At 60.5% G+C, this 24,344-nt stretch carries 22 protein-coding genes; 14 read left to right on the forward strand and 8 right to left on the reverse strand.

Going from position 1 to position 24,344, the window contains the following annotated elements; all coding sequences use genetic code 11:
* The first annotated feature begins 2 nt into the window (after positions 1 to 2).
* Positions 3 to 458 (forward strand): YaiI/YqxD family protein, encoded by a 456-nt coding sequence (locus ACP7B3_RS10620; protein ID WP_101273534.1) that lies wholly within the window; start codon positions 3 to 5, stop codon positions 456 to 458.
* A gap of 190 nt (positions 459 to 648) precedes the next feature.
* Here ACP7B3_RS10620 and elbB read toward each other — a convergent pair whose 3' ends face one another.
* Positions 649 to 1,314 (reverse strand): isoprenoid biosynthesis glyoxalase ElbB, encoded by a 666-nt coding sequence (gene elbB, locus ACP7B3_RS10625; RefSeq protein ID WP_145158018.1) that lies wholly within the window; start codon positions 1,312 to 1,314, stop codon positions 649 to 651.
* A gap of 116 nt (positions 1,315 to 1,430) precedes the next feature.
* On the opposite strand from elbB, the gene ACP7B3_RS10630 reads away from it, so the two are divergent.
* Positions 1,431 to 2,666 carry a sterol desaturase family protein gene (locus ACP7B3_RS10630; RefSeq protein WP_426178765.1) on the forward strand — a complete coding sequence of 412 codons (1,236 nt, stop codon included), beginning with the start codon at positions 1,431 to 1,433 and terminating at the stop codon, positions 2,664 to 2,666.
* Here ACP7B3_RS10630 and ACP7B3_RS10635 read toward each other — a convergent pair.
* Complete coding sequence (locus tag ACP7B3_RS10635) at positions 2,647 to 3,294, reverse strand: DedA family protein (RefSeq protein WP_426178934.1); 648 nt, start codon at positions 3,292 to 3,294, stop codon at positions 2,647 to 2,649. The genes ACP7B3_RS10630 and ACP7B3_RS10635 overlap by 20 nt on opposite strands.
* Before the next feature lie 208 nt (positions 3,295 to 3,502).
* On the opposite strand from ACP7B3_RS10635, the gene hemB reads away from it, so the two are divergent.
* Both hemB and ppk1 read left to right on the forward strand, forming a co-directional pair.
* A complete protein-coding gene (gene hemB, locus ACP7B3_RS10640; RefSeq protein ID WP_145158012.1) occupies positions 3,503 to 4,516 on the forward strand; it encodes a porphobilinogen synthase in 1,014 nt (337 codons plus the stop codon).
* Between the two features lie 18 nt (positions 4,517 to 4,534).
* Positions 4,535 to 6,757 (forward strand): polyphosphate kinase 1, encoded by a 2,223-nt coding sequence (gene ppk1 / locus ACP7B3_RS10645; protein ID WP_106575798.1) that lies wholly within the window; start codon positions 4,535 to 4,537, stop codon positions 6,755 to 6,757.
* 138 nt (positions 6,758 to 6,895) lie between these two features.
* Here the strand turns inward: ppk1 and ppx are convergent, their stop codons facing one another.
* Positions 6,896 to 8,398: an exopolyphosphatase gene (gene ppx / locus ACP7B3_RS10650; RefSeq protein WP_106576072.1), complete on the reverse strand. Its 1,503-nt coding sequence runs from the start codon at positions 8,396 to 8,398 to the stop codon at positions 6,896 to 6,898.
* Between the two features lie 483 nt (positions 8,399 to 8,881).
* On the opposite strand from ppx, the gene ACP7B3_RS10655 reads away from it, so the two are divergent.
* The 4 genes from ACP7B3_RS10655 (at position 8,882) to ACP7B3_RS10670 (ending at position 13,401) form a co-directional block, all read left to right on the forward strand.
* Positions 8,882 to 9,529, forward strand: coding sequence for a DUF1120 domain-containing protein (locus ACP7B3_RS10655; protein WP_145158009.1), 648 nt, complete (start codon positions 8,882 to 8,884; stop codon positions 9,527 to 9,529).
* A gap of 123 nt (positions 9,530 to 9,652) precedes the next feature.
* Positions 9,653 to 10,351, forward strand: a complete 699-nt coding sequence (locus tag ACP7B3_RS10660) for a fimbria/pilus chaperone family protein (RefSeq protein ID WP_372241432.1) — start codon at positions 9,653 to 9,655, stop codon at positions 10,349 to 10,351.
* Between the two features lie 70 nt (positions 10,352 to 10,421).
* Entirely contained in the window at positions 10,422 to 12,860 is a 2,439-nt protein-coding gene (locus ACP7B3_RS10665; protein WP_426178766.1) for a fimbria/pilus outer membrane usher protein, read from the forward strand.
* A complete protein-coding gene (locus ACP7B3_RS10670; protein WP_426178767.1) occupies positions 12,850 to 13,401 on the forward strand; it encodes a hypothetical protein in 552 nt (183 codons plus the stop codon). Before ACP7B3_RS10665 ends, ACP7B3_RS10670 begins: the two co-directional genes overlap by 11 nt.
* On the opposite strand, the gene ACP7B3_RS10675 is transcribed toward ACP7B3_RS10670, so the two are convergent.
* The 4 genes from ACP7B3_RS10675 to ACP7B3_RS10690 are packed head-to-tail and all read right to left on the reverse strand — an operon-like array spanning position 13,373 to position 16,215.
* A complete protein-coding gene (locus ACP7B3_RS10675; RefSeq protein ID WP_106575793.1) occupies positions 13,373 to 14,110 on the reverse strand; it encodes an amino acid ABC transporter ATP-binding protein in 738 nt (245 codons plus the stop codon). The genes ACP7B3_RS10670 and ACP7B3_RS10675 overlap by 29 nt on opposite strands.
* Positions 14,097 to 14,747 (reverse strand): amino acid ABC transporter permease, encoded by a 651-nt coding sequence (locus ACP7B3_RS10680; RefSeq protein ID WP_242199664.1) that lies wholly within the window; start codon positions 14,745 to 14,747, stop codon positions 14,097 to 14,099. The genes ACP7B3_RS10675 and ACP7B3_RS10680 overlap by 14 nt, the downstream gene beginning before the upstream one ends.
* Positions 14,744 to 15,412, reverse strand: a complete 669-nt coding sequence (locus tag ACP7B3_RS10685; RefSeq protein ID WP_064454658.1) for an amino acid ABC transporter permease — start codon at positions 15,410 to 15,412, stop codon at positions 14,744 to 14,746. The genes ACP7B3_RS10680 and ACP7B3_RS10685 overlap by 4 nt, the downstream gene beginning before the upstream one ends.
* A gap of 17 nt (positions 15,413 to 15,429) precedes the next feature.
* Positions 15,430 to 16,215, reverse strand: a complete 786-nt coding sequence (locus ACP7B3_RS10690; protein WP_106575791.1) for a transporter substrate-binding domain-containing protein — start codon at positions 16,213 to 16,215, stop codon at positions 15,430 to 15,432.
* Between the two features lie 255 nt (positions 16,216 to 16,470).
* On the opposite strand from ACP7B3_RS10690, the gene ACP7B3_RS10695 reads away from it, so the two are divergent.
* The 6 genes from ACP7B3_RS10695 to ACP7B3_RS10720 all read left to right on the forward strand — a co-directional run bounded on the left by ACP7B3_RS10695 (position 16,471) and on the right by ACP7B3_RS10720 (position 23,765).
* Positions 16,471 to 17,166 carry a FadR/GntR family transcriptional regulator gene (locus tag ACP7B3_RS10695; protein WP_145157994.1) on the forward strand — a complete coding sequence of 232 codons (696 nt, stop codon included), beginning with the start codon at positions 16,471 to 16,473 and terminating at the stop codon, positions 17,164 to 17,166.
* 121 nt (positions 17,167 to 17,287) lie between these two features.
* Positions 17,288 to 17,617 (forward strand): thioredoxin TrxA, encoded by a 330-nt coding sequence (gene trxA, locus ACP7B3_RS10700; RefSeq protein ID WP_106575789.1) that lies wholly within the window; start codon positions 17,288 to 17,290, stop codon positions 17,615 to 17,617.
* Positions 17,618 to 17,851: 234 nt separating this feature from the next.
* Entirely contained in the window at positions 17,852 to 19,111 is a 1,260-nt protein-coding gene (gene rho, locus ACP7B3_RS10705; protein ID WP_003176825.1) for a transcription termination factor Rho, read from the forward strand.
* A gap of 156 nt (positions 19,112 to 19,267) precedes the next feature.
* Positions 19,268 to 21,271 carry an acyltransferase family protein gene (locus ACP7B3_RS10710; protein ID WP_242199666.1) on the forward strand — a complete coding sequence of 668 codons (2,004 nt, stop codon included), beginning with the start codon at positions 19,268 to 19,270 and terminating at the stop codon, positions 21,269 to 21,271.
* A gap of 59 nt (positions 21,272 to 21,330) precedes the next feature.
* On the forward strand, positions 21,331 to 22,797 hold the full coding sequence (ubiD, locus tag ACP7B3_RS10715; RefSeq protein WP_145157988.1) for a 4-hydroxy-3-polyprenylbenzoate decarboxylase: 1,467 nt from the start codon (positions 21,331 to 21,333) through the stop codon (positions 22,795 to 22,797).
* A complete protein-coding gene (locus ACP7B3_RS10720) occupies positions 22,797 to 23,765 on the forward strand; it encodes a CDP-6-deoxy-delta-3,4-glucoseen reductase (RefSeq protein WP_426178768.1) in 969 nt (322 codons plus the stop codon). Before ubiD ends, ACP7B3_RS10720 begins: the two co-directional genes overlap by 1 nt.
* Here ACP7B3_RS10720 and ACP7B3_RS10725 read toward each other — a convergent pair.
* Positions 23,762 to 24,244 carry a sn-glycerol-3-phosphate transporter gene (locus ACP7B3_RS10725; RefSeq protein ID WP_426178769.1) on the reverse strand — a complete coding sequence of 161 codons (483 nt, stop codon included), beginning with the start codon at positions 24,242 to 24,244 and terminating at the stop codon, positions 23,762 to 23,764. The genes ACP7B3_RS10720 and ACP7B3_RS10725 overlap by 4 nt on opposite strands.
* Positions 24,245 to 24,344 lie beyond the last annotated feature (100 nt).

Below are 24,344 nucleotides of genomic sequence, written 5' to 3' on the forward strand. Positions count from 1 at the left end.
CCATGCGCGTGTGGATCGATGCGGATGCTTGCCCACGGGCGGCCAAGGACCAGGTGGTGAAATTCGCCCTCAAGCGCCAGTTCGAGGTGGTACTGGTGGCGGGGCAAAGCCAGATCAAACCGAGCTTTGCGTGTGTGAAGTTGATCGTGGTGCCCAGTGGCCCGGATGCGGCGGATGACTACCTGGTGGAACACGCCGTGCCCGGTGAGCTGGTGATTTGCAGCGATGTGCCCTTGGCCGACCGGCTGGTGAAGAAGGGCGTCACGGCCCTTGACCCTCGCGGCAAGGAATTCAGCCCGGCCAACATGAGCGAACGGCTGGCGGTGCGTAACCTGTTCACGGATCTGCGCGAGCAGGGCCAGATGGGCGGAGGCCCGCCGCCCCATGGGGAAAAGGATAAGCAGGCGTTTGCCAATGCGCTGGACAGGATATTGACCAAGTTGATGCGCGAGGCCTGACGTTGGCGAGCGGTGTACTTGTGGCGAGCGGGCTTGCCCCGCGTTGGGGGGCGAAGCCGCCCCAAAACTTCACGCCGCAGATTAACTGACTGACCGCGTTGTCTGGATTGGGGCTGCTGCGCAGCCCAACGCGGGGCAAGCCCGCTCGCCACAACGGTGGGCTAGCCACCCTTAAGTGTTCGGGACGCGCTCAATCATTTTCGTGGGTCAATTCCAGCACCCGATCCACGAGTTTGTTGATACCTGAGGCCACCTCACTGATGTTCTTGCCGAGCATGTAGGCCGGGGTGCTCACCAGTTTGCGCGGGGTGTCCTCGACGATGTCTTCCACTGTGCAGTCGCGGTGGGTGGCGCCCATCTTGTCGAGGGCAGCGGCGGTGTCGGCGTCGTTGCCGATGGTGCACGTCACGCCGGGGCCGTAGATTTTCGCGGCCAGTGCCGGCGAAATGCAGATCAGCCCCACCGGCTTGCTCGCTTCGGCGAAGGCTTCCGCCAGCGCCAGCACCTGCGGATTGACGCTGCAACCCGCGCCTTCCACGGCAAAGTTCGACAGGTTCTTCGCCGCGCCAAACCCGCCGGGCACGATCAGCGCATCGAAATCTTCGGCGCGGGCCTCACGGATATCTTTCACGTCACCCCGAGCAATCCGCGCCGACTCCACCAGCACGTTACGCGACTCGGGCATCTCTTCGCCGGTGAGGTGGTTGATCACGTGATGTTGCGCGATATCCGGCGCAAAACATTGGACCTGGGCGCCTCGCTGGTCCAGGCGCAGCAAGGTGATCACGCTTTCGTGGATCTCTGCGCCGTCGTACACGCCACAGCCGGAAAGGATCACTGCAATCTTTTTGCTCATGAGTATTTCTCCCTATTTCATGGCGTTAAATGTCTACTAATTTGTCATCTGTTGCCAATGGGATCTCGCGCCGCTACACCTAATCTTGATCTAACAAAAACAGACCGGACTAGCCCATGGACTTCGTGCCTTACGCGGTACCGTTTTTCATTGCCTTGATCGTGGTTGAACTGCTGGCCGACCGTTGGCGCGGCGCGCGCAACTATAGGGTGGCCGACGCCATCAACAGCCTCAGCACGGGTGTGCTGTCCACCACCACGGGCTTGCTGACCAAGGGGGTCGGGCTGCTGACTTACGCCTTCGCCCTCAAGCACCTGGCGTTGGTCGAGCTGTCGGCCCAGAGTGCGTGGACCTGGGTGTTCGCCTTTGTGTTCTACGACTTCTGCTACTACTGGCTGCATCGCTGCGGCCATGAGCGCAACATCCTGTGGGCCGCGCACTCGGTGCATCACCAGAGTGAGGACTACAACCTCACCACCGCCTTGCGCCAGACCAGCACCGGCTTCTTGCTGAGCTGGATTTTCTACCTGCCCCTGGCCGTGGTGGGCGTGCCGCTGGTGGTGTTTATCAGCGTGGCCTCGCTCAATCTTCTGTATCAATTCTGGGTGCACACCCGTCACGTGCCCAAGCTTGGCTGGTTCGAATGGTTCTTCGTCACACCGTCCAATCATCGGGCTCACCATGCACAGAACGCTCTTTACATGGATCGCAACTATGGCGGCGTGTTCATTATTTGGGACCGGCTGTTCGGCAGCTTCCAGGAAGAAGACGACAACGAACCGGTGATCTTTGGCGTGACCACGCCCTTGGCCAGTTGGAACCCGCTGTGGGCCAACCTGCAGTTTTATGCACAGTTGTGGAGTGATGCGCGGCGTACCGAGCGCTGGTGGGACAAGCTGCGCATCTGGTTCATGCGCACCGGCTGGCGCCCGGCGGACGTGAAGGCCAAGTACCCGCTGACCAAGCCCGACTTGAGCCAGTTCCGCAAATTTGAAGTGCCGCTGGACGCACGCCAGCAGGTCTACGTTGCCCTGCAATTTGCGGCGTATGTGGGGTTTGGCAGCTATCTGATGAATGCAGGCGAAGGGCTGCCCACGGCGGCGTTGATCCTGGGCTGGAGCGCAATGGCGTTAGGGTTGTTCACGCTGGGCGTGGCGTTGGAGAATCGCCCCTGGGCCCTGAAGGCTGAGCTGGTGCGCCTGGGGCTGAATGTACCGTTGGTATGGCTGGCGCCGCTGGTCGGGCTATGGCCGGCCAGCAATTTGGGCTGGCTGGGCCTGGTGAGTTACAGCTTGCTCAGCGTGATCGGTCTCTACTGCTGCAGAAACCGGCTTACTCGATTGGCGTCTTAGGCGCGTCGACCTTGGCGGGCTCGGCAAGTCGCTCTGCGGCCAGCCGGGCCTTGGCATCTTCGCAGGCCTGGCGGGCAATGCGCGCGTTCTTGAAGCGGCGACGCAGCCACAGGCCCAAGCCCAGCAACAGCAGTGCTCCCAACACCCACAGCTCATATTTCTTGATGCTGCCGAGCATGCCTTCCAGCACCGCGCCAAAATGATAAGCCGCAGCGCCCAGCGCCGCCGCCCACACCGCAGCGCCAATGCCGTTGAGCAGCAAGTAGCGCAAAGGCGGGTAACCGGACAAGCCAATCGCCACCGGCATCACGGTGCGCAGCCCGTAGACGAACCGAAAGCTCAACACCCAGATATCCGGATGCTTGCGGATATGTTCCAGCGCTTTGTCGCCCATCAATTGCCAGCGCGGCTTGCGCGCCAACAGTTTGCGGCCATGCTTGCGCCCCAGGAAGTACCACAGCTGGTCACCGGCATAGCTGCCAAAGAAGGCAACGACCACCACCAGGTTGATATCCATGTATCCACGGAACGCCAGGAAGCCTGCGAGAACCAGAATGGTTTCGCCTTCGAAGAACGTGCCCAGGAAGAGCGCAAAGTAGCCGAAGTCATGCAGAAATTGTTGAAGCATGGTCTGGGGTGCTGGCGAAATGAACGCGCAGCCTACGCCTTCGTGGACATTCATGAAAGTATCGAGATGTGTCACGAAGTGAACAATTCCTACATATGCGACGAATGCGACTGCAGGTCGCATCGATAAGCACAACTGTCATTCCTTCGTCATAATGGCCGCTTATAACTGCAACGCTCGCCCGTAAACACGGGCTCAGGAGTCTGTCGTGAGCTTTACCCCTGCCAATCGCCTGTTCCCTGCTACCCGCCTGCGCCGCAATCGCCGTGATGATTTTTCTCGTCGTCTGGTGCGTGAAAACGTGCTGACGACGAACGATCTGATCTTGCCGGTGTTTGTGCTGGACGGTGAAAACCGTCGGGAAGCAGTGGCATCGATGCCAGGTGTGGAGCGCTTGACCATTGATCAGCTGCTGATCGAGGCGGCGAACTGGGTGGAACTCGGGATTCCGGCGCTGGCGCTGTTTCCAGTGACGCCCTCTGAACTCAAGTCGCTTGACGCTAGCGAAGCCTGGAACCCGCAAGGCATTGCCCAGCGTGCTACCCGCGCGCTGCGCGAGCGTTTCCCGGAGCTGGGTGTGATCACCGACGTGGCGCTGGACCCGTTCACCACCCACGGCCAGGATGGCATTCTTGACGAAGACGGCTATGTTCAAAACGACATTACCGTCGATGCGCTGGTCAAACAGGCGCTGTCCCACGCAGCCGCTGGCGCCCAGGTCGTCGCGCCGTCGGACATGATGGACGGTCGCATCCAGGCGATTCGCGAAGCCCTGGAACTGGCCGGCCACGTCAATGTGCGGATCATGGCCTACTCGGCCAAGTACGCCAGCGCCTATTACGGGCCTTTCCGCGATGCGGTGGGCTCGGCACTGAACCTGGGCAAGGCCAACAAGGCCTCGTACCAGATGGACCCGGCCAACAGCCAGGAAGCCCTGCACGAAGTGGCGGCGGATCTGGCTGAAGGCGCCGACATGGTGATGGTCAAGCCAGGGATGCCGTACCTGGACATCCTTTATCGGGTCAAAGAGGAATTCAAAGTGCCGACCTTTGTCTATCAGGTCAGCGGTGAATACGCGATGCACATGGCCGCGATCCAGAATGGTTGGTTGAGTGAAGCGGTGATCCTCGAATCCCTGACTGCCTTTAAACGTGCCGGCGCTGATGGCATTCTGACCTACTTCGCCGCCCGCGCCGCCCAATTGCTTAGAGAGCAACAATAGCCCTCACAGGAACACTCAATGAATACCGAAGGACTCTCAGAAGTTGCCGTAAAAGACGCTCACCCGGTGGTGGAACAAGTCACCGAAACCCCGCCGGAGCTGGAGCCCGCACCGCCTGCCGTGGTGGCCGAAGCGCCCGCGCCGGCCCCGGTGGTCGCGGTCACCAACCTGGATGACAGCAGCCTGTACATCCACCGCGAGTTGTCACAACTGCAATTCAACATCCGCGTGCTCGAACAGGCGCTGGATGAGTCCTACCCGCTGCTGGAGCGGCTGAAATTCCTGCTGATTTTCTCCAGCAACCTGGACGAGTTCTTCGAGATCCGCGTCGCCGGCCTCAAGAAACAAATCACCTTCGCCCGCGAACAAGCCGGTGCCGACGGCCTGCAGCCGCATCAGGCCCTGGCGCGCATCAGCGAGCTGGTGCACGGTCATGTCGACCGCCAATACGCGATCCTCAACGACATCCTGCTGCCGGAGCTGGAAAAACATCAGGTCCGCTTCATCCGTCGCCGGCACTGGACCACCAAGATCAAGACCTGGGTGCGCCGTTACTTCCGTGACGAGATTTCACCGATCATCACCCCGATTGGTCTGGACCCGACGCACCCGTTCCCGCTGCTGGTGAACAAGAGCCTGAACTTCATCGTCGAACTGGAAGGCATCGACGCCTTCGGTCGCGATTCAGGCCTGGCGATTATCCCGGCGCCGCGTCTGTTGCCACGAATCATCAAGGTACCGGAAGAGGTGGGGGGTGCTGGCGACAACTATGTATTCCTGTCGTCGATGATCCACGCGCATGCCGATGACCTGTTCCAGGGCATGAAGGTAAAGGGCTGCTACCAGTTCCGCCTGACCCGTAACGCCGACCTGGCGCTGGATTCCGAAGACGTCGAAGACTTGGCCCGCGCCCTGCGCGGTGAGCTGTTCTCGCGCCGCTACGGCGACGCGGTGCGCCTGGAAGTGGCCGACACTTGCCCTAAACACCTGTCGGACTACCTGCTCAAGCAGTTCAACCTGGCCGAGTCCGAGTTGTACCAGGTCAATGGCCCGGTGAACCTGACGCGCCTGTTCAGCATCACCGGCCTGGACAGCCACCCGGAGCTGCAATACACGCCGTTCACTCCGCAGATCCCGAAACTGCTGCAAAACAGCGAGAACATCTTCAGCGTGGTGAGCAAGCAGGACATTCTGCTGCTGCACCCGTTCGAGTCCTTCACCCCGGTGGTCGACCTGCTGCGCCAGGCCGCCAAGGACCCGCATGTTCTGGCTGTGCGCCAGACGCTGTACCGCTCCGGCGCCAACTCGGAAATCGTCGACGCACTGGTAGACGCCGCGCGAAACGGCAAGGAAGTCACCGCGGTGATCGAGTTGCGTGCGCGCTTCGACGAAGAGTCCAACCTGCAACTGGCCAGCCGCCTGCAAGCGGCCGGTGCGGTGGTGATCTACGGCGTGGTCGGTTTCAAGACCCACGCCAAGATGATGCTGATCCTGCGCCGCGAAGCCGGCGAGATTGTGCGTTACGCGCACTTGGGCACTGGCAACTACCACGCCGGCAACGCCAAGCTCTACACCGACTACAGCCTGCTGACCTCCGACGACGCCTTGTGTGAAGACGTCGGCAAGTTGTTCAGCCAGCTGATCGGCATGGGCAAGACCTTGCGCATGAAGAAGCTGCTGCACGCGCCGTTCACGCTCAAAAAGGGCATGCTCGACATGATTGCCCGCGAGACCCAGTTCGCCCTCGACGGCAAACCGGCGCACATCATCGCCAAGTTCAACTCGCTGACCGATCCGAAGATCATCCGCGCGCTGTACAAGGCCAGCCAGTCCGGTGTGCGCATCGACTTGGTGGTGCGTGGCATGTGCTGCCTGCGTCCGGGCATCGCCGGGGTCTCGCATAACATCCACGTGCGATCGATCATCGGCCGCTTCCTGGAGCACACGCGGGTGTTCTACTTCCTCAACGGCGGCGAAGAGCAGATGTTCCTCTCCAGTGCCGACTGGATGGAGCGCAACCTCGATAAGCGTGTAGAGACCTGCTTCCCGGTGGAAGGCAAGAAGCTGATCATGCGCGTCAAGAAAGAGCTGGAAAGCTACCTCACTGACAACACGCACAGCTGGAGCCTGCAGTCGGACGGCCGCTACGTGCGCAACACGCCGACCGGCAACCAGAACCCGCGCAGTGCGCAGGCGACGTTGCTGGAGAAGCTGGGTAGCCCGATTCTTGCGGTGAACTAAAGCCAACGCGCTCTGAACATGTGGGAGGGGGCTTGCCCCCGATGAAGGAGTGTCAGTCAACAGATTCATTGACTGGTCCACCGCCATCGGGGGCAAGCCCCCTCCCACATGTGTTTTTGCAGTGTTCTTTAGATCGGCTCAGCGCAGGTTCAGGCTGAACCCCACCCGCGTCAGCCATTCCGCTTCCTGGGCGAAGTCCGCCTGGGTCAGCTGGTTTTCATCCAGCCAGCCTTTGGGGAACACCACGTCCAGGCTGTCGCCGTGGGCGCGCAGGGTTACCTGGGGCATTTCCTGGGTGCCGCGGATGTGGTGGAACAGGATCGCAAAGCGCAGCAGCACGCACAGGCGAATCAGCTTGCTGCCTTCGCTGCCGAAGTCGGCAAACTTGTCCTTGGGAATGTTGCGGCGATGGCCACGCACCAGCAGGGCGAGCATCTGTTGGTCTTCGCGCGAGAAACCGGCGAGGTCCGAGTGCTCGATCAGGTAGGCGCCATGCTTGTGGTAATGGTAGTGGGCGATGTCCAGGCCCACTTCGTGCACCTTGGCGGCCCAGCCGAGCAGCTCGCGCCACACGCCGTCTGCCAGGTCCCAGTCCTCGGCCACCTGGTCGAAGGCATGCAGGGCCTTGCGCTCCACGCGCGCGGCTTGTTCGAGGTCGACGTGATAGCGCTCCATCAACGAGCTGAGGGTGCGTTCACGCACGTCTTCATGGTGATGGCGGCCCAGCAGGTCATAGAGCACGCCTTCGCGCAGGGCGCCGTCGCAGTGGTCCATGCGTTGCAGTTCGAGGGCGTCGAAAATCGCCTCGAGAATCGCCAGGCCGGCCGGGAAAATGGTGCGCCGATCAGGCTTGATACCGTCGAAGTCGATTTTCTCTGCGTCGCCCAGCTTGAACAGCTTGCGCTTGAGCCAGGCCAGGCCTTCGGCGTTGACCTCACCGGTGCCATGGCCGCCGGCTTTGAGGGCCAGGCCGATGGCGCGGATGGTGCCGGATGAGCCGATGGCTTCATCCCAGGTCAAGCGATGCAGGGCGTGTTCGATGCTCATGATTTCCAGGCGCGCCGCGGTGTAGGCCTGGGCATAGCGCGCCGGGGTGATCTTGCCGTCCTTGAAGTAACGCTGGGTATAACTGACGCAACCCATCTGCAGGCTTTCGCGCAGCAGCGGTTCGAAACGCTGGCCGATGATGAATTCGGTACTGCCGCCGCCGATGTCCGCTACCAGGCGTTTGCCGGGGGTGTCGGCCAGGGTGTGAGAGACGCCGAGGTAGATCAGGCGCGCTTCTTCGCGGCCGGAAATGACTTCTACCGGGTGCCCGAGGATGGCTTCGGCGCGGCGGATGAATTCGCCGCGGTTGCGGGCTTCACGCAAGGCGTTGGTGCCAACGATGCGCACAGCGCCCAAGGGCATGCCGTTGATCAGTTGGGCAAAGCGCTTGAGGCAATCGAGCCCGCGCTGCATGGATTCTTCATTGAGCTGGCGCTCGTCGTCGATCCCGGCAGCCAGTTGCACTTTTTCGCCGAGCCGCTCGAGGATGCGGATTTCGCCGTTCTGGGCCTTGGCCACGACCATGTGAAAGCTGTTGGAGCCCAGGTCGATAGCGGCGATCAAGGACAGATTCTTGGCTTGGGATTGCGGCATGGTTTGGGGGTCTCGGTCGATAACCTGACCATCGTGCCACGATCGAACGCTGGCGCCAACGCGTTGTGCTTCAGTAATTTGCCTGATGCTGTCTGTGGGGAATTCATGTGGGAAATGTAGGCCGGTTTTGTAAGCATGCGACGAATAAGTCAGTCGATGATGTAGGCATTTTGGCTTTTGTAGTGTTCAAGGCGGATTCTGATTTTGCCTACAATGGTTGAGTCGCTGTTCTCTTAGTTTGTTTTGTTATGGACTACCTTGTTATTAACTGAGAGCCACTGTTTATTTTCATCACTCCGACAATAACTGATGTGTTGTCCGATTTTTTAATGAGGTACCAAAGCGACAGACTGTCACTCGGCAATGTTGCCTGGGTGTTATTTATTTATCGTTATGTATGTCCGGGAAGATAAGTGGTTGGGCGATGGATTCGCCAGGACGCGAATAAACAGCGCCTGTTAACTTCGTAGTGACAGGACAAAAATGAAAACAATTGTTGGTTTGACTCTCGGTATCGCCTGCCTGGCTGCAACCCTGACCGCTCAGGCGACCACCAGCGCCCAGCTGGTCGTCAGGGGCACGATTACACCCGCCGCCTGTAACCTCAGCCTGGCCGGCAGCGGCATCATTGATTACGGCACGATTCGTTCCGGCGAATTATCCCAGACCGCGTTCAACACGCGCGAAGAGAAGACCACTTCCCTGGTGGTCAATTGCGGTACAACGCCGGCGAGGTTCGGTCTCTCCTTCACCGACTTGCAGGCGGGCAGCAAAGTGCCAGGTGTCCTGGGCCCAGGCTTTACCGAGGCGCAGAATTTTGGTCTGGGTTCCGTAGGCGCTCGGCGAACCGGTGGCTATTCGGTCACGCTCAGGGATCTGCGTTCTGCCGGTGTGGCGCTGTATCCCATCCTGCGTAATGGCGCGGGCGTTTGGCTGAGCAGCGATGGCAAAGTTGCTCAATCGCCTGCCCAGTATTCGTGGCGCAATAGCACCACCTTTACGCCGGCCTCTATTAACCAGTTGACCGGCACGCTTGCGGTGAAGGCGGTCATCAACCGGGCGCAGGATCTGGACTTGAGTCGCGATGTCTCCCTTGATGGGCGCGCCACACTGGTATTGAGTTACATCTAAACAGCGCAAAACAGCCAATCAAGAAACTGACACTTTCTGGTTGGCTGTTTTTTTGTGGGCGTTTAACTGCCCATTGTCAACTTTGTCGGTTGTGGGGGACGTCGAGTGCGTGGGTTTTCAATCATAAGTTTTATAGTGTTTTGGAGTGCAAGTGCCTGTGGTTTTTTTACCGGTGTTGCACAGGCGGACGGCATGCTGCCGGAAACAACAGTGGTGATGCTTTATGAGGAAGAGGGCGAAGCCACAATAAACATCAAGAACACCGATGCAGGGCCGGCGTTGCTTCATTCGGTGGTGGAGAACGTGCCCGAGGACCAGCAACTGCTGTTGATCGTCACCCCGCCCATCACGCGAGTGGAAGCGGGCGACACGCAGCTGGTGCGTTTTATCAGCACCCAGAGTGAGCCGCTCAAGACCCAACGCCTCAAGCGCGTGTCGTTCGAGGGCATCCCCCAGGCGCGCACGGCGGGCGGTGCGACCATCGGTATCACCCTTCGGCAGAATTTGCCGCTGATCCTGCACCCCAAAGGTTTACCTCGGCACTCAACACCCTGGGAGCTGCTGAAGTGGAGGCGGACCGGGCAGGGCCTCACGGTCCATAACGACAGTGCCTATGTGGTGCGCCTGGCGCCGCAGGTGCGGCTGCTTCCACAAGGCGCCCCGGCCACGTTGCCGCGCGCCTACCTTTTGCCCGGTGAAGCATTGACCGCACAGGTTGATGGCCCACTGGACGGTATGGCCGAGGTCGAGATCCAGCCCGCCACGGTCTATGGGTTTTCGGTAGAAAACTACCGCGCCCCGATCCACACCGATGAGGGTTGATCGGCCGATGATGAACCCTTCGAGTCACCGCATTGCGGCATTTTTCGGGCCCGGCAGGCCCACGTTGATCATGGGGTTTGCAGCCCTTTGGAGCTTGCCCGGCGTTGTTTCTGCGCTGGAGCTGGGAGAGGGCTTTGACCTTGCGGCACTGACAACCCACGGTATTGACCCAAAGGTCTCCGACTACTTTCGCAGTGCAGCGCGCTTTCGTGAAGGTGTCCATGTGGTGGGCCTGCGGGTCAATGGAAACCCGCTTGGGCTGGTGGATGCACGTTTCGATCACGAGGGGCGATTGTGTTTTACGCCTGGGCTGCTGGAAAAAGCCGGGCTGGTAAAGCCGCGCGAGATACTCCGCGAAGGCGCTACACCGGACGCGGCCTGTCATGACTTTCTCGCTGCGTTCCCAACCACAATGCTGAGGTTGCGTCCCGGTACCGAGGAAGTGACGCTGGTTGTGCCGACCCAGTCATTGCGTGCGCCGCAATGGGAGGCCGGGCCCTTTTCCACGGGCGGCTCAGCAGCGCTGTTCAACTATGACGTGCTGGGTTTTGACAGTCATTCGCGCAGTGGGCCCAGCCGGTTCATCTCGGCCTACACCGAGGCAGGCTTCAACCTTGAGGATTGGGTGGTTCGCAGTCGCCAGTTCTATGTGTCCGACAACGGCAAGACCCGTACCGAACACCTTTATGCTTTTGCCCAGCGGGATGTTGCTGCGTTGCAGTCGACTTTCCAGGTCGGCCAGATCTCCAGCCATAACCCCTTGTTTGGCGGGGTCCAGTTGTCCGGGCTGCAGTTTTACCCCGATGGCCAATCACGTGCCGCTGCGGGCGGCAACAATGCGGTGGTCGAAGGCCTCGCCCAGAGCCAGTCGCGGGTTGAAGTGCGCCAGTCCGGCGCGTTGATCCACAGCACGTTGGTGCCCGAAGGCCCATTCAGGCTTGCAGGGTTGCCTCTGCTCAATGCCACCAGTGACCTGGACGTCAGCGTGATCGATGTGCGCGGAGTCAGGCGCAGCTTCGTGGTGCCGGCGGCTTCGTTTGCAGGGGCTGGCCCGGCGGCGCCTGGTTATTATTTTTCGGTTGGCAAGCTGCGCAAAAATACCCTCGAAGAGGGGCCGTCACCGCGGGTCGCCATGGCCAGCGGCACTTGGGGGCTGGGGCGCGATTCGTCGGCGGGCTTTGGTTTGTTGAGCGCCGATGACTATGGGTCGGCGGGCGGCACCCTGAGCAGCGTGTTCATGCAGCGGGTTTCCGTGGGGGCACGTCTCAACCTGTCGCGAGACAGCAAAAACGCAGTGTCCGGGTCGCGCAGCAGCGTCTCCGTGAGCAGCCCGGTGCTGGCCAATGTTGACGTCAACCTCAGTGCGACCACCCAGACCCAAGGTTATCGTGAGGTCACTGAAGCCGGCCGCGTCGCCCGGCCCGACGAATTGGGTTCGCGCTTCAAGAACCAGTACACGGCAGGCATGAGCTGGGCCGATCCCACGCTGGGTGTGTTCTCGCTGGGCTATACCCGCAGCGCTCAATTTGACGGGCGAACGAGCGAGCATGTGTTCACCTCGTGGAACAAGTCATTCAGCCGCGCCGATGTCGCGTTGATTGCCGATTCGCAAGTGGGCGGCACGCGGTCGGATCGTGACGTCACGCGTACTGGCAACCGGCGCGAACGGGCGCTGGACAACGACCTGTCCGTGCGGTTGCAGGTCAGCGTGCCATTGGGTGGGGACCGTCGTGTGCACAGTTACACCAGTCGTCGCGGTGATCAGTTCACCGCGGGCACATCGCTCAGCGAGCGCGTCAACGAGTATGTGAATTACGAAGTGGGCGTCGAGCGCGACCTCAAGGCCCGGCAGGCATCGGTGCGCGGGCAGGTGGACCTGCTGCCCCGTTATACCCGGGTCGGCCTGGGTGTCAGCCGCGACCCGCAGGGCAGCAGTTACACCGGGCAGTTGCAAGGCGGCGTGGTGGCTCACGCAGGCGGGCTGACCTTTTCGCCTTACCCCGTGCAGGACACCTTCGGCATCGTCTCTGTCGGGGATATCGGCGCGGCAAAAGTCGAGACCCCCCAAGGCCCCGTGTGGACCGATTTCAGCGGGCAAGCCGTGATCGCAGGCCTGCCGGCCTACACCAACAGCCGGGTTGAGGTGCAGACCCCGTCCTTGCCCAGGCGCGTCGACCTGAAAAACGGCACGCAGGTGCTCACGGCGGGTCGTGGATCCTTCAATGCCGTGGATTTCGATGTGGTGAAAGTGCGCCGCATTTTGCTCACTGCAAAGGATCAGCAGGGCCGGCCATTGCCCCAGGGTGCCTCGGTGTTTGGCAGGGGCGATCGCTTCCTGACCAGCGTGGTGGGCGAGGGCATGGTGTTCCTCAATGACGTCAATGAGGCGCAAAGCCTGCGTGTTTCATTGCCGGACGCTTCCACCTGCCTGCTACGCATTGACCTCAAGAGCCAACCCGACAATGACAAGTTCTATGAAACCACCTCGGCGGTGTGCCATGGCCGTTAAGCTTAAAAGCGTGCCCTTGGTCATGCTCTGCGCACTGCTCGCGATGGCTGATGCCCGGGCTGAAAATTGCCGCTTATCGGTGAGCCAGCCGCGCATAGACTACGGCGTTATTCGCAGGGAGGCGCTCGTTGAAAGCCCTTCCGTGGCGCTCGGCACTCGCTCGTTGAGCGTGAATGTACTGTGTGCTGAGCCCGCGGCAATCGCGTTGCGTTTTATCGGCGTGGCTGCCGATGGCGAGGGCTTTCGTTTTGGGCGTCAGGGGCGTTTGCGCCTGAACCTCAAACACGCCCGTTTAGATGGGCAGGCCGTCGGCTGGGCGCTCGCGCACTCACCCGGCGAGACGGTCAGCGGGCACCTGTTGCCCGGTCAGACGTTGATAGCGCGAGTGGCCGGGGGACCGAGGGCAGGTCGTCAATTGACGGCCCAGGTCGATATCGACACCGACCTGGCTGCCGACGCCTTCCAGGTGCGTAGCGAAACACACCTTGAGGCGCAGGGCAGTTTCGAACTGGTCAGCCCGGCTGTTCCACCGAGCCAATGAAGTTGGCGAATTCCGGCGTTTTGGGGTTGGCGAACAATGTCTTGGGGTCGCCCACCTCATGCACTTTGCCTTGGTGCATGAACACCAGTTTGTCGCCGACTTCCCGGGCGAAGCGCATTTCGTGGGTCACCATGATCAGGGTCATGCCGTCGTTGGCCAGTTGACGCACCACGCTGAGCACTTCATTGACCAGTTCAGGGTCCAGGGCCGAGGTGATTTCGTCGCACAGCAGCACCTTGGGTGACATGGCCAGTGCGCGCGCAATGGCGACGCGTTGCTGTTGGCCACCGGACAGGCGATCCGGAAAGGCGTCGAACTTTTCCCCCAGCCCGACGCGCTCCAGCATCTGCCTGGCGAGCTGTGCGGCTTTGGCCTTGGGCACTTTTTGCACCACTTGCGGCGCGAGCATGACGTTTTCGCCCACCGTCAGGTGCGGGAACAGGTTGAACTGCTGGAACACCATGCCGACTTTCTGCCGCAGGCTGCGCAGGTCGGCGCGCGCGGCATCGAGGTACTCGCCATCGACTTCGATCACACCGTCGTTGATCGATTCCAGGCCATTGAGGGTACGCAGCAAGGTGGACTTGCCCGAGCCGCTGCGGCCGATGATCGCCACCACCTGGCCTTCTTCGACTGTCAGGTCGATGCCCTTGAGTACGTGGTGATCGCCGTAATACTTATGCAGGGCGGAAATTCTAAGCAGAGGCATGCAGTCTCCTTTCCAGGTAGCGGGCACTGAGGGACAAGGGGTAGCAGAGCAGGAAGTAACCGAGGGCCACCAGGCCGTAGACCATGAAGGGTTCGAAGGTGGCGTTGGCGAGCATGCCGCCGGTCTTGGTCAGTTCGGTAAAGCCAATGATCGAGGTCACGGCGGTGCCTTTGACCACCTGCACCGAGAAACCTACGGTGGGTGCCACGGCAATCCGCAGCGCTTGGGGCAGGATCACGTAGCGCAGTTGTTCAAGCGGGTTGAGTGCCAGGCTGGCCGACGCTTCCCATTGCCCGTGGGCGATGGATTCGACGCAGCCGCGCCAGATCTCGGCCAGGTAGGCGCTGGTAAACAGGGTCAGGGCAATGGCCGCCGCCAGCCAGGGCGAAATATCCACGCCCAACAGGGCGATGCCGAAAAACACCAGGAACAGCTGCATCAACAGCGGCGTGCCCTGAAACAGTTCGATATAGGTGCGCGCAATATTGCGCGCGAAGGCTTTGCGGCTGATGCGCATGGTCATCACCAGCAGACCGATCAGGCCGCCGCCGACAAACGCCACCAGCGACAGCAACAGGGTCCATTGCAGGCCGGTTGCCAGGTTGCGCACGATGTCCCAGAACGAAAAATCACTCATCGGCTGTTCCTCATCACAAACCGCCGGCCGATCCAGTTGAGCAACTGGCGAATCATCAACGCCATGCACAGGTACACCAGCGTGGTCAGCGCGTAGGTTTCAAAGGCGCGGAAGTTGCGCGACTGAATAAAGTTGGCGGCAAAGCTCAGCTCTTCGGTGGCGATCTGCGAACACACGGCCGAGCCGAGCATCACGATGATGATCTGGCTGCTCAGGGCCGGCCACACCTTGCCCAGCGCCGGCAGCAGCACCACGTGGCGGAACGCCTCGAAACGCGTCATTGCCAGTGCGGCAGCGGCTTCCAGCTGGCCGCGAGGGATGGCCTGGATGCCGGCGCGGATGATCTCGGTGGAGTAGGCCCCCAGGTTGATCACCATCGCCAGCACGGCGGCTTGCCATTCGGTGATTTTCAGCCCCAGCGAGGGCAGGCCGAAGAAGATGAAGAACAACTGCACCAGAAACGGCGTGTTGCGGATCAACTCGACATACACACCGAAGAACCACGCAAACGGCTGGATCTTCCAGGCCCGCACCACGGCGCCGACGGTGCCCAGGGCCACCCCGAGAATCGCGCCGATGGCCGTCAGCTCAAGCGTGAACAGCGCGCCGCGCAACAGCAGGTCGGTGTTGGCGAGCACAGGCATAAAGTCAAATTGATACGCCATGAATCAGCTCCGTCGCTTCAAAGGTCAGCGGGCAGCGGCTCTTTAAGCCACTGCATCGCATTTTTCTCCAGGCTGCCGTCGGCTTTGGCCGCTACCAGGATCTGGTTGACCTTCTCCAGCAGCGCCGGCTCGTTCTTGTTCACGCCCACGTAGACCGGCGAGTCCTTGAGTTTTACCTTCAGCGCCGGCACGCGTTTCGGGTTGCGCTCGCTGATTGCCACCATCACCACGTTGCCACTGGCGATCAGGTCGACCTGGCCGGCCAGGTAGGCGGCGATGGTCGAGTTGTTGTCTTCGAAGCGCTTGATCGTGGCTTCCTTGGGCGCAACGGCGGTCAACTCGATGTCTTCGATGGCGCCGCGGGTCACGCTGATGGTCTTGCCCTTGAGGTCGTCAGTGGTGCTGATCGGCGCGTCAGGCGGACCAAACACCGCCAGGTAGAAAGGGGCATAGGCCTTGGAGAAATCGATGACTTTTTCCCGCTCGGCGTTCTTGCCCAGGCTGGAAATCACCAGGTCGACCTTGCCAGTGGTGAGGAAAGGAATGCGGTTGGTGCTGTTGACCGGCGTCAGCTCCAGTTTGACCTTGAGCTGGTCAGCCAGCAGCTTGGCGGTGTCGATGTCCAGGCCGCGGGGCTTCATGTCAGGGCCGACCGAGCCGAACGGCGGGAAGTCTTGAGGCACGGCGACCTTGAGGGTGCCACGGGCGACGATGTCGTCCAGACCATTGGCCTGGGCGGGTGCCTGGCTCAGCATCAGGCTGGCAAACAGGGCAGTGAGCAGGGCGCTGTAGCGCTTGGTCATGGCAACTCTCCGAAAAGGGCGAAGGGATTTTCTGATTTTGCTCAGTGCACAGCCCATGCCATCACGGCTGGTATCGCCTGCAGGGCCGGGATTTATTGAGGTGCGGTGGTCTTACTGGTCTGAACAGTGCTTGCGCTTTTCGCACCTTTTTCGAGCGCCGGTAAAAGCCCGCGAGCCCCTTTGGGGCGTGGCTTGCCGCCGGCTGCGAATAGCTTTACAACTAGCGGCTCAGTTGTCTGGAACTATGAGTTTTTTATGAATTCCATCGCCCAAGCCGTACCGGAAGCGGCCCTGCAGGCCATCCGCAAACTGATCAAGGAGCAGGGCTTTGCAGCGGGCGATGCGTTGCCCTCACAGCGCGACCTGGCGGTGCAGTTGGGCGTGAGTCGGGCATCGCTGCGCGAGGCGTTGTCGTCATTGAGTGCCCTTGGCGTGGTCAGCGTGCAGCCGGGCAAGGGTGTGTTTGTGCAAGAGGTGCAGGAGGCGCCGGGTTTTGCCTGGCCTTTCGCCGCCCAGGCCACACCGCTGGATATCTTCCAGCTGCGCTATGCGCTGGAGGGTTTTGCCGCCGGGCTGGCGGCCGTAACATTGAGTATCGATGAGTTGGACAGCCTGGAAGACAATGTCGAGGCGATGCGCAAGGTGCTCAAGGCCGGCGATTTTGAAGCTGCTGCCCGGCTCGACTTCGAATTTCACCAGCGGATTCTGCTGGCCAGTGGTAACCAGGCGATGGTGAGCATTCTGAGTGCCAGCGCCGAGGTGTTTCTGGAGAGTCAGAAACTACCGTTCATCCGGCCGGAACGGGCCATGGAAACCTGGCAGGAGCACCGCAAGATACTGCGTGCACTGGCTCGGCGCGCCAGTGCGCAAGCACAGAAAACCATGCAGGAACACGTACGCAATGCGGCATTGCGCACTGGCATTGCCTTCGTGACTCCCGTGACACCGTAAGTTGAGCTATACCCAAACTCATGCGTGACCATAGCAAGAGTCAATCAGAGGCGGCTTCCTGAACGGGGGAAGGGCGGCTATGATGGGCCACGTTTTTTTTGCTTACAATCCGGAGACATCCATGAGCAACGATCTTATCAAGCACGTCACCGACGCGAACTTTGAGGAACAAGTACTCAAGGCTCAAGGCCCGGTCCTGGTTGACTACTGGGCTGAATGGTGCGGCCCTTGCAAAATGATCGCCCCTGTTCTGGACGACATTGCAACCACCTACGACGGCAAGCTGACCATCGCCAAGCTGAACATCGACGATAACCAGGAGACTCCGGCCAAGCACGGCGTGCGTGGTATCCCGACCCTGATGCTGTTCAAGAACGGCAACGTCGAAGCCACTAAAGTAGGCGCGCTGTCCAAGTCCCAGCTGCAAGCTTTCCTCGACGCGAACATTTAATCGTCGCCAAAAAAGCCCCGCAAATTGCGGGGCTTTTTCGTGAAACAGGGCTAGACGCTCCGAAATTCAGGTGGTACATTCGGCCCCGCACTGGTTTCTCCACTGCCCCCTGCAAGCCGTCGCCGACGCATTCCTTTTCGATTAGTACGCGATCCTGTCGCCTTCTCTGCGGCGCGGCCTCATTAAGCCAAAAGCTTAATTTCCCCCCTCCATAAATGATTACGTCATTCCTATATGAATCTGACTGAACTCAAGCAAAAGCCGATTACCGACCTGCTCCAATTGGCCGAAGAAATGGGCATAGAAAATATGGCCCGTTCGCGCAAGCAGGACGTGATTTTCTCCCTGCTCAAAAAGCACGCGAAAAGCGGCGAGGAAATCTCCGGTGATGGCGTGCTGGAGATTCTCCAGGACGGCTTCGGCTTCCTCCGCTCTGCAGACGCTTCCTATCTTGCCGGCCCAGACGACATCTATGTCTCGCCGAGCCAGATCCGTCGCTTCAACTTGCGCACCGGTGACACCATCGTTGGCAAGATCCGCCCTCCTAAGGAAGGCGAGCGTTATTTCGCCCTGCTCAAGGTCGACACGATCAACTTCGACCGTCCCGAGAACGCGAAAAACAAGATTCTCTTCGAGAACCTGACCCCGCTGTTCCCGACTGTGCGCATGAAGATGGAAGCCGGTAACGGTTCCACCGAAGACTTGACCGGTCGTGTCATCGACCTGTGCGCCCCGATCGGTAAAGGCCAGCGCGGTCTGATCGTCGCACCGCCGAAAGCCGGTAAGACCATCATGCTGCAGAACATTGCAGCGAACATCGCTCGTAACAACCCGGAAGTTCACCTGATCGTGTTGCTGATCGATGAGCGTCCGGAAGAAGTAACCGAAATGCAGCGCACTGTGCGCGGCGAAGTGGTTGCCTCCACGTTCGATGAGCCGCCAACCCGCCACGTGCAGGTTGCCGAAATGGTGATCGAGAAGGCCAAGCGCCTGGTCGAACACAAGAAAGACGTGGTGATCCTGCTCGACTCCATCACCCGTCTGGCCCGTGCCTACAACACCGTGATCCCAAGCTCCGGCAAGGTCCTCACCGGTGGTGTCGATGCCCACGCCCTGGAGAAACCAAAGCGTTTCTTCGGTGCTGCGCGGAACATCGAAGAAGGCGGCTCGCTGACCATTATCGCCACCGCGCTGGTTGAAACCGGCTCGAAAATGGACGAAGTGATCTACGAAGAGTTCAAGGGTACCGGCAACATGGAACTGCCTCTTGACCGTCGTATCGCTGAGAAGCGTGTGTTCCCTGCGATCAACATCAACCGCTCCGGCACCCGCCGCGAAGAGTTGCTGACCGCCGACGACGAACTGCAGCGCATGTGGATCCTGCGCAAGCTGCTGCACCCGATGGACGAAGTAGCCGCCATCGAGTTCCTGATCGACAAGCTGAAAACCACCAAGACCAACGACGAGTTCTTCCTGTCGATGAAGCGTAAGTAACACGACGCTCCAGGTCTGAAAAAATGGCGCCCTTCGGGGCGCCTTTTTTTTTGTGTCGAGAAAGGGAGCTTTGCAGGACAATAGTGTCAGTTAAGAAACAAATAGACTGAGTGCGGCTACGCTCATCTCCATTCGAATCAGGCTGACCTACGATTTATGACCGCTCTTGCTTACCGAAGGGACGTTGACGGCCTGCGTGCCATCGCTGTCCTGGCTGTTGTGCTGTTCCATTTTGGAGTTCCAGGCGTCACTGGCGGCTTTGTTGGCGTTGACGTGTTCTTTGTGATTTCAGGGTTCCTGATCACTTCGATCATCTGGCGTGAGCGTGAGGCCGGGCGTTTCAGTTTTCTCGATTTCTGGGCTCGCCGGGCCCGGCGCATCCTGCCGGCACTGGTCGTCATGATGTTCGTGTCATTGGTGGTTGGCTGGTTTTTGATGGCGCCCAAGGACTATTCAGAGCTGGGGCGCTCGATTCACAACCAAGTGATCTTCATCTCCAACCTCTTCTTTATGCGTCAGGACGGCTACTTCGATACAGCCTCCGATATGAAGCCGATGCTGCACACGTGGTCGCTTTCGGTTGAAGAGCAGTTCTACATCGGTTTCCCACTCTTGCTGGCGCTGTTGTCGAGCCGGCTCAAGCAATGGCGTGGTGCCTTGTTTGTGCTGATGCTCGCGTCATTTGCTGCCAGCGTATGGGCGGTGTCCCGAGAGCCGGACAAGGCCTTTTTCCTGTTACCAATGCGGGCCTGGGAGTTGCTGGCGGGCTCCATGCTGGCCGTTATGCCGGCGCGGGCGCAGCGCGCAAGCCCGATGCTGGCGCAGACCGTCAGCTTGATCGGCCTGGGAATGATTCTGGTGGCGGTATTGGGCTATGACGCCAGCACCGCCTTTCCAGGGGTTGCAGCGCTGTTGCCGGTGGTGGGTGTGGTGGGGCTTATTTGGGCCAACGGCCAGCACGCCACACTGGTAGGCCGGTTGTTGGGCAGCCGTGTGCTGGTAGGCGTGGGGCTGATTTCCTATTCCTGGTACCTGTGGCACTGGCCGGTGCTGGTGTTTGGCAAGTACGCCAGTATTTTCGGCCTGGCGCCTGTGGAGATTGCGGGGCTGTTTTTCCTGAGCCTGTTGCTGGGCTATGGGTCCTGGCGATTCGTTGAGGGGCCCTTTCGCGAGCGGCGTCTGTTGGCGGGCAATCGGGCAATCCTGGCCGCGGGCGTCATGGCGCTCGTCAGCCTCGGCCTGATCGGCAAGAGCCTGGTGTGGTCGGATGGTTTTGCGTGGCGGCTGCCGCCTCAGGCGCTGCAATTTGCCCAGGCGTACACCTGGAGTCCCACGCTTATGAACTGCTTGTCGGACGACAAGAAAAACAAGCACCGTGAGTTGTGCCATTTTGGTCCGCAGGCGGCCACGGTCAAGGCGCTGGTCTGGGGCGACAGCCATGCCTCGGCGTTGATTCCGGCGTTGAGCGATGCTTCAAAACAGTACGACTTCAGCATCACCCAGGCGGGCTACGCCGGTTGCCTGCCGTTCTACCGGAAAGAAAACACCCCAGGGTGCGGGGCGTTCAACGAGCGCGTTACGCAGTTGCTCAAGCGCGAGCCCTTCAGTGATGTGGTGCTGGTGGCGCGCTGGAGTCTCTACGTGTATGGACAGCGCTCCGGTGATACCGGTGCGTCGATCCATGACCCGGCGACCGGGAAATATGACCGCGCCGTGGCTGAGCAGCTATTCAGCGAAGGTTTGAATACCTTGGTGCAGCAATTACGCGCCGGTGGTCATCGGGTATGGCTGGTCAAGGAAGTGCCGCTGCAGGAATTCAATGTGCCGTACCGGCTTAGCCGTTTGGCCATGTTGGGGCGCCCGACCGACCGCGAAGGCTTGCCCCTGGCTGAACACCAGCAGCGTCAAACCTTTATCAGCAGTGTCTTTGAGCAGATCGCAGCGGCCGATTCAGGTGTTCAACTCCTGGACCCGGCGCCGAAGCTGTGCGACACCAACGGGTGGTGTCGCGTCGAACTCGGCGGCCAGTCGCTGTATACCGATGACAACCACCTCTCGAGCGTGGGCACGCGGTATGTGGAAGGGTTCCTGGAGCCGTTCTTCCGCACCCTGCGCCAGGCCTCGGTGCGAACAGATGTAAGCCGCAATGATGTGCAATAAGCTGCCAGCGCTCGTAAGAGCAGGTAGGATGTACGCCTATTTTACGGGTGGCATGGTTAATGAAATTCAAGGATCTTCGGGATTTCGTGCAGCAGCTTGAGCAGCGCGGAGAGTTGAAACGTATCCAGATGCCGATTTCCCCGGTGCTGGAAATGACTGAGATTTGCGACCGTACCCTGCGTAACAAGGGCCCGGCGCTGCTGTTCGAAAACCCGACCGGCTTTGATATCCCGGTGCTCGGCAACCTGTTCGGCACGCCCGACCGTGTTGCTTTTGGCATGGGCGCCGAGTCGGTCAGCGAGCTGCGCGAGATCGGCAAGCTGCTGGCCTTCCTCAAGGAGCCCGAGCCACCCAAGGGCCTCAAGGATGCCTGGTCGAAGCTGCCGATCTTCCGCAAGATCATCGCCATGGCGCCCAAGGTGGTCAAAGACGCTGTGTGTCAGGAAGTGGTCATCGAAGGCGATGACGTCGACCTCGGCATGCTGCCCGTACAGACCTGCTGGCCCGGCGACGTCGGCCCGCTGATCACCTGGGGCCTGACCGTCACCAAAGGCCCGAACAAAGACCGCCAGAACCTGGGCATCTACCGTCAGCAAGTGATCGGCCGCAACAAGGTGATCATGCGCTGGCTGAGCCACCGTGGCGGCGCACTGGACTTTCGTGAGTGGTGCGAAAAACACCCCGGCAAGCCGTTCCCGGTTTCCGTGGCCCTGGGCGCTGACCCGGCGACCATTCTCGGCGCCGTCACGCCGGTGCCCGACAGCCTGTCCGAATACGCGTTCGCCGGCCTGCTGCGCGGTAATCGTACCGAACTGGTGAAGTGCCGCGGCAACGACCTGCAAGTGCCGGCCACCGCCGAAATCATCCTTGAAGGCGTGATTCATCCAGGCGAAATGGCCGATGAAGGCCCTTACGGCGACCATACCGGCTACTACAACGAAGTCGACAGCTTCCCAGTGTTCACCGTCGAGCGCATCACCCACCGCATCAAACCGATCTACCACAGCACCTATACCGGCCGTCCGCCGGATGAGCCGGCCATTCTGGGCGTGGCGCTCAACGAAGTGTTTGTGCCGATCCTGCAGAAGCAATTCCCGGAAATCACCGACTTCTACCTGCCGCCGGAGGGCTGCTCGTACCGCATGGCCATCGTGACGATGAAGAAGTCGTACCCGGGCCACGCAAAGCGGGTAATGCTCGGCGTGTGGTCGTTTTTGCGACAGTTCATGTACACCAAGTTCGTTATTGTCACCGACGACGACATCAATGCGCGGGACTGGAACGACGTGATCTGGGCCATCACCACGCGCATGGACCCCAAGCGCGACACGGTGATGATCGACAACACGCCGATCGACTACCTCGACTTCGCATCACCAGTGTCAGGCCTGGGCTCGAAAATGGGCCTGGATGCCACCCACAAATGGCCGGGTGAAACGACGCGCGAATGGGGCCGGGTAATTGTCAAGGATGACGCCGTGACTGCGCGTGTCGATGCAATCTGGAAAGAATTGGGAATAGATTGATGCGTGTAACCCTGCAACCTTCCGGCGCTGTACTGGAACTGGTCCCTGGCGAGCGGATCCTCGAAGGTGCACGCCGCCTGGGCTACGAGTGCCCGCAGGCCTGTCGCAATGGCGTGTGCCATGTGTGCGCGGCGCTGCTGGTGGAAGGGCGGGTGCAGCAAGCCGGCGAGGTGCGCGACCATGGTGAGTTCTTCACCTGCATCGCCGAGCCGCTGGAAGATTGCGTTGTGTTGTGGGATGGCGTGCTGGCGCCGGGAGAGTTGCCGTTGCGCAAGTTGTCGTGCCAATTGAGTGAGTGCGTGGAAGTCGGTGGCGATGTATGGCGCGTGCGCCTGCGGGCTCCGGCCGGCAAGCCGGTGCGTTACCACGCCGGGCAATACCTGATGATCGAGCGGGAGAATGGCGAGAAATCGGCGTTTTCTTTGGCCTCGGCGCCCCATGCCGGGCGTGAGCTGGAATTGCATGTGCTGGCCCGTGAGGACAGCGCGCGTGACCTGCTCGAACAGTTGCAGCGTAATCAGATGGCTCGCATCGAATTGCCGTTTGGCGACACTCACCTGGCTGAACTGCCGGACGGGCCGCTGGTACTGATCGCCGCCGGCACCGGCATGGCGCAGATGCACAGCCTGATCGAGCATTGCCGCGCCTCTGGCTTCAAGCACCCGGTACACCTGTACTGGGGCGTGCGCCGCCCGGAAGACTTCTACGAAATCGAGCACTGGGACCAGTGGCTGAAACTGCCCAACCTGTTCCTGCACAAAGTGGTCAGCGACCTCTGTGGCTGGGAAGGCCGTTGCGGGCTCCTGCATGAAGCGGTGTGTGAAGACATCAGCGACCTTAAGGCCGTGCATGTCTACGCCAGTGGCTCGCCGGCGATGATCTACGGCACGCTGGATGCGCTGGTTGAAGCGGGTATGGATGCGCACCAGATGCGCGCCGATGTGTTCGCCTACGCACCGCGCCCTTAAAAGCGCAGGCCGGTGGTGACCATCGCGGCACTAAAGCCCAGTAACACCAGCTCTGCTGCTACCGGCCCATAGTGGGCCCCCACGGACGGGATGATCACCGGCGCAACGCCGAAACGGTTCAACGGGATCTTGTCGCGGTACTCGCCGCGATAGCCCTGCAATAACCCGCCCGTGAGTTTCACATACACCGGATAGTCGGCCATGTCATAGCGCTTGCCTGCATAGGCGTAGTAAGAGCGTTGGCTGAACGAATTGCGAAATGTCGCCGCGCCATACACAAAACCTGACGCTTCATTGCGCTCCAGGCCGATCAGGTCCTGGTTGTTGTTGTGCTTTGGGTCGGGCGCGAAATGCCGGGTGTAGACGCTGGTCTGCGCGTACCAGAACCCCTTGTTGTCATCAGCCGGCGGTACTTCGGCCGCCAGTGCGGTGGTGGCCTGGGCCAGGAACAACAGGCTGGGCAATCGAAACTTCTTCATGGGTGCGACCTCGATAGGCGGTTGGACGGCTAAGTGGGTCGTGCTGTGCGCTATTTTGAGGGTTTGGCGCGTTGTCAGGCTGAACCGCGGCTGAAATTAC

It is taken from the genome of Pseudomonas sp. TWRC1-2, from assembly GCF_049896685.1.
Classification (GTDB): domain Bacteria; phylum Pseudomonadota; class Gammaproteobacteria; order Pseudomonadales; family Pseudomonadaceae; genus Aquipseudomonas.

Coding starts and splice junctions, on each gene's coding strand:
- ACP7B3_RS10620 (WP_101273534.1), top strand. CDS start 3: ATGCGCGTGTGGATCGATGCGGATGCTTGCCCACGGGCGGCCAAGGAC.
- elbB (WP_145158018.1), bottom strand. CDS start 1,314: ATGAGCAAAAAGATTGCAGTGATCCTTTCCGGCTGTGGCGTGTACGAC.
- ACP7B3_RS10630 (WP_426178765.1), top strand. CDS start 1,431: ATGGACTTCGTGCCTTACGCGGTACCGTTTTTCATTGCCTTGATCGTG.
- ACP7B3_RS10635 (WP_426178934.1), bottom strand. CDS start 3,294: ATGCTTCAACAATTTCTGCATGACTTCGGCTACTTTGCGCTCTTCCTG.
- ppk1 (WP_106575798.1), top strand. CDS start 4,535: ATGAATACCGAAGGACTCTCAGAAGTTGCCGTAAAAGACGCTCACCCG.
- ppx (WP_106576072.1), bottom strand. CDS start 8,398: ATGCCGCAATCCCAAGCCAAGAATCTGTCCTTGATCGCCGCTATCGAC.
- ACP7B3_RS10655 (WP_145158009.1), top strand. CDS start 8,882: ATGAAAACAATTGTTGGTTTGACTCTCGGTATCGCCTGCCTGGCTGCA.
- ACP7B3_RS10665 (WP_426178766.1), top strand. CDS start 10,422: ATGGGGTTTGCAGCCCTTTGGAGCTTGCCCGGCGTTGTTTCTGCGCTG.
- ACP7B3_RS10670 (WP_426178767.1), top strand. CDS start 12,850: ATGGCCGTTAAGCTTAAAAGCGTGCCCTTGGTCATGCTCTGCGCACTG.
- ACP7B3_RS10675 (WP_106575793.1), bottom strand. CDS start 14,110: ATGCCTCTGCTTAGAATTTCCGCCCTGCATAAGTATTACGGCGATCAC.
- ACP7B3_RS10680 (WP_242199664.1), bottom strand. CDS start 14,747: ATGAGTGATTTTTCGTTCTGGGACATCGTGCGCAACCTGGCAACCGGC.
- ACP7B3_RS10685 (WP_064454658.1), bottom strand. CDS start 15,412: ATGGCGTATCAATTTGACTTTATGCCTGTGCTCGCCAACACCGACCTG.
- ACP7B3_RS10690 (WP_106575791.1), bottom strand. CDS start 16,215: ATGACCAAGCGCTACAGCGCCCTGCTCACTGCCCTGTTTGCCAGCCTG.
- ACP7B3_RS10695 (WP_145157994.1), top strand. CDS start 16,471: ATGAATTCCATCGCCCAAGCCGTACCGGAAGCGGCCCTGCAGGCCATC.
- trxA (WP_106575789.1), top strand. CDS start 17,288: ATGAGCAACGATCTTATCAAGCACGTCACCGACGCGAACTTTGAGGAA.
- rho (WP_003176825.1), top strand. CDS start 17,852: ATGAATCTGACTGAACTCAAGCAAAAGCCGATTACCGACCTGCTCCAA.
- ACP7B3_RS10710 (WP_242199666.1), top strand. CDS start 19,268: ATGACCGCTCTTGCTTACCGAAGGGACGTTGACGGCCTGCGTGCCATC.
- ubiD (WP_145157988.1), top strand. CDS start 21,331: ATGAAATTCAAGGATCTTCGGGATTTCGTGCAGCAGCTTGAGCAGCGC.
- ACP7B3_RS10720 (WP_426178768.1), top strand. CDS start 22,797: ATGCGTGTAACCCTGCAACCTTCCGGCGCTGTACTGGAACTGGTCCCT.
- ACP7B3_RS10725 (WP_426178769.1), bottom strand. CDS start 24,244: ATGAAGAAGTTTCGATTGCCCAGCCTGTTGTTCCTGGCCCAGGCCACC.